The following is a 3,179-nucleotide window of genomic DNA, read 5'->3' on the forward strand; positions in this document are numbered from 1 at the left end:
CGGGGGTCGAGAGGACCGGCGTCGAGCGGGGCCGGGGACGGAGGCCCGCGGACGTCTGCGGCGGCGGGGGACGGCGGGCGGCGGGGCGTCAGTGGTCGGTGACGCGCATCTCGAACCAGGTCGTCTTGCCGCGGGGCAGCAGGTCGACACCCCAGCGGTCCGACAGCTTCTCCACCAGCCACAGGCCCCGACCGCTGGTGTCCATGTCCTGTACCGGCAGCAGGCACGGCAGGCCGCGTGACGGATCGCGCACCTCGACCCGGATCCAGCCCTGACGGCGGAACATCCGTAAGCCGAAGGTGTGCGCCCCGGTGTGCCGGACCGCGTTGCCGACCAGCTCGGACACCAGCAGCACGCCGTGCTCGACGAGTTGCTCCGGCAGCCGCCACTGGCCGTGCAGCACACTCTCCGTGATCCTGCGCGCCGTGGCCGCCGACTCGGGACGGTTGGGAAGTCGGACCTCGTCCACCGTCGGATCGCCGACCAGCTCGAGCGCGCCATCTGCTGGAGCACCCTCGAGCGCCGGCATCCGCTGTGCCGTTTCTCCCGGACCCGCCATGCCCCCATCATGACCGCAGTTGCCGCGCCGCGTGGCCGGACTGGGGGATTCTCCCCCCGCCGGGGACGACCGGCCGTCGCCGCCTCCGCATATGCCGAAAGCAGTCACGAGCCCGGCGACGGGCGCGACCTGCGATGACAAGCAGTACGTGACTGATCACCACAGGTCGCCACACTTTTCACTCTTAAGGCTTACTTAAGGCGCCCATGAGCCTGCCGCAACACCGCTCGGCGGCAAGGCGGTTGCAGCCCGTCACGGGCAGGCACGGGTGGGTCCGCACCGGCGGGCGGACCCGCGCCCGCCGGTGCGGCCGGGTTCAGCGGAAGACGGCCTTGCCGGGGCCGTCCTCGACGAAGCTGCGCATGCCGGTCTCCCGGTCCTCGGTGGCGAACAGGCCCGCGAACCAGGTGCGTTCGATCGCGAGGCCGGTGTCGATGTCCGCCTCCAGACCGAAGTCGACGGACTCCTTGGCCGCACGCAGCGCGATGGCGGGCCCGGCGGCCAGCTTGGCTGCCCAGGCGTGCGCCTGCTCGTAGACCTCCGCGGCCGGCACCACCCGGTCCACCAACCCCATGGCCAGTGCCTCGTCGGCCCTGACCTGGCGTCCGGTGAAGATGAGGTCCTTGGCCCTGGACGGCCCGACGAGCCGGGACAGCCGCTGGGTGCCGCCCGCACCGGGGATGAGGCCGAGCAGGATCTCCGGCTGGCCGAGCTTCGCGTTGTCCCCGGCGATGCGGATGTCGGCGCACAGCGCCAGTTCGCAGCCCCCGCCCAGGGCGTAGCCGGTGACGGCCGCCACCACGGGCTTGGGGATGCGGGCGATCGCTGTGAAGGCGTCCTGGAGGTCGCGGGACCGGGCGACCATCGCCGCGTGGTCCATCTCCCGCATCTCCTTGATGTCCGCGCCGGCCGCGAACACCTTCTCGCCGCCGTAGATCACCACGGCGCGCACGTCGTCCCGGCGGGTCGCCTCCGCCGCCAGCTCTCGCAGCCGGTCCTGGGTGGCGATGTCCAGCGCGTTCATCGGCGGGCGGTCGAGCCGGATGGTCCCGACACCGTCGGCAACCTCAAGAGTCACAGTCATGGCGGCAGGGTAACGCCCGTTAACCGGGCGTGTCCCCTGCCGGCCGCTGTGACCCCGCGCTCCCCCGCCCGCCGGTCAGCCCTTCGCGCCCCACTCGCTCCAGTCCATGTTCCAGCCGTTGAGGCCGTTGTCCGGAGCGATCGTCTTGTCCTGCGAGTTCCGCACCTCGACCACGTCGCCGATCATCGAGTTGTCGAAGAACCACGCGGCCGGTGTGCTCTTGTCGTTGCCGCCGCGCTGGTCGAAGAGCCCGACGCAGCCGTGGCTGACGTTGGTCGAACCGAACGTCGCCTTGCCCGCCCAGTAGTTGCCGTGCACGAACGTGCCCGAGTTGCTGAGCCGCATCGCGTGCGGCACGTCCTCGATGTCGTACTCGCCTCCGAAGCCCACGGTGTCGCCGTTCATCCGCGTCACCTTGTGCTTCTCGCTGATGACCATCTTGCCGTTCCAGGTGGTGGTCTCCGGCGCGCCCGCGGTGATCGGCAGCGTCTTGACCGTCCTGCCGTTCCGCTTGACGACCATCGTCTTCTTCTTCGCGTCGACCACGCTCACCATGGACCGCCCGATGGTGAAGGAGACGTCCTTGGTCTGGGTGCCGTAGACGCCCTCGGCCGACTCGACGCCGTTCAGCTTCAGGCTGAGCGTGACCTTCGTACCGGGCTTCCAGTAGTCCTCCGGACGGAAGTCGAGCCGTCGGTCGCCGAACCAGTGCCCCTTGATCTCCACCTTCGGCTTCGCGGTGACCTCGATGCCGTGCGCGACGGCCTCCCGGTCGGCGATGGCCCGGTTGAAGTTGATCGAGACGGGCATGCCGACGCCGACCTTCGAGCCGTCCTCCGGCGTGAAGTAGCCGATGAAGGTGTCAGCCGCGACGAGCGTGGTGAACGTCGAGTTCTTGGCCGACTCCCGGCCCTCACCGTCCTCGGCCACGGCGTCCACGGTGTACTTCGTCGCGGTGGCGAGCTGCCGCTCGGGCTGCCACGCGGCGCCGTCGTCGACGATGTCCCCGGCGACCTCGTTGCCCTCGGAGTCCTTGACCTCCACCGAGGTCAGCTTGCCCTTCTCGGCGACGATCTCCAGCGCGCCGGAGGTGGCGACGTTCTCGGCACCGTCCTTCGGGGAGATCCGTACCGTCGCCTCCGAGGCCCCCGCCTTCTGGCCGCTCGCCGCGCCCGGCTTCTGCTTCTCCTCGGCGGTGCCGCCGCCCTCACTGCCCCCACAGGCCGTGACCAGCAGAGTCAGTCCCACCACCATGGCTATCAGGCCGCCGCGCCTGTCCCGTACAGCCCGCACCTTCACGATTGTCCTTCTCCCCTTCGCATGGGCCGCACCCCGATGTCGGCGCCCCCACCGCGCCCCCGCGCGTCCTGGATCGTCAGACAACCACACGGCCGTACCGGTGAACTTCTCGGAAACGTCACTGTTCAGTCCCAGATCGAGCAGCCCGCGCCGCGCGACCACCGCCGCCCGTCCCTCCCGCCCCGCGAAGGCCCAGAGCCCCCACTCGCTCCGGGCGCCCGCCCACGGCCCCTCCCC

General features: G+C 70.6%; 3 protein-coding genes. All 3 read right to left on the bottom strand.

What is annotated here, in order from left to right; genetic code table 11:
• Positions 1-88: 88 nt before the first annotated feature.
• The 3 genes from ACYVE9_RS20445 to ACYVE9_RS20455 all read right to left on the bottom strand — a co-directional run bounded on the left by ACYVE9_RS20445 (position 89) and on the right by ACYVE9_RS20455 (position 2,897).
• Positions 89-529: an ATP-binding protein gene (locus ACYVE9_RS20445; RefSeq protein WP_461029342.1), complete on the bottom strand. Its 441-nt coding sequence runs from the start codon at positions 527-529 to the stop codon at positions 89-91.
• A gap of 346 nt (positions 530-875) precedes the next feature.
• A complete protein-coding gene (locus tag ACYVE9_RS20450; protein ID WP_461029341.1) occupies positions 876-1,643 on the bottom strand; it encodes an enoyl-CoA hydratase/isomerase family protein in 768 nt (255 codons plus the stop codon).
• A 75-nt stretch (positions 1,644-1,718) separates the two neighbouring features.
• Positions 1,719-2,897 carry a L,D-transpeptidase gene (locus ACYVE9_RS20455; protein ID WP_461029343.1) on the bottom strand — a complete coding sequence of 393 codons (1,179 nt, stop codon included), beginning with the start codon at positions 2,895-2,897 and terminating at the stop codon, positions 1,719-1,721.
• Positions 2,898-3,179: the final 282 nt, after the last annotated feature.

This window comes from Streptomyces sparsus (assembly GCF_054776295.1).

Coding starts and splice junctions, on each gene's coding strand:
- ACYVE9_RS20445 (WP_461029342.1), bottom strand. CDS start 529: ATGCCGGCGCTCGAGGGTGCTCCAGCAGATGGCGCGCTCGAGCTGGTC.
- ACYVE9_RS20450 (WP_461029341.1), bottom strand. CDS start 1,643: ATGACTGTGACTCTTGAGGTTGCCGACGGTGTCGGGACCATCCGGCTC.
- ACYVE9_RS20455 (WP_461029343.1), bottom strand. CDS start 2,897: ATGGTGGTGGGACTGACTCTGCTGGTCACGGCCTGTGGGGGCAGTGAG.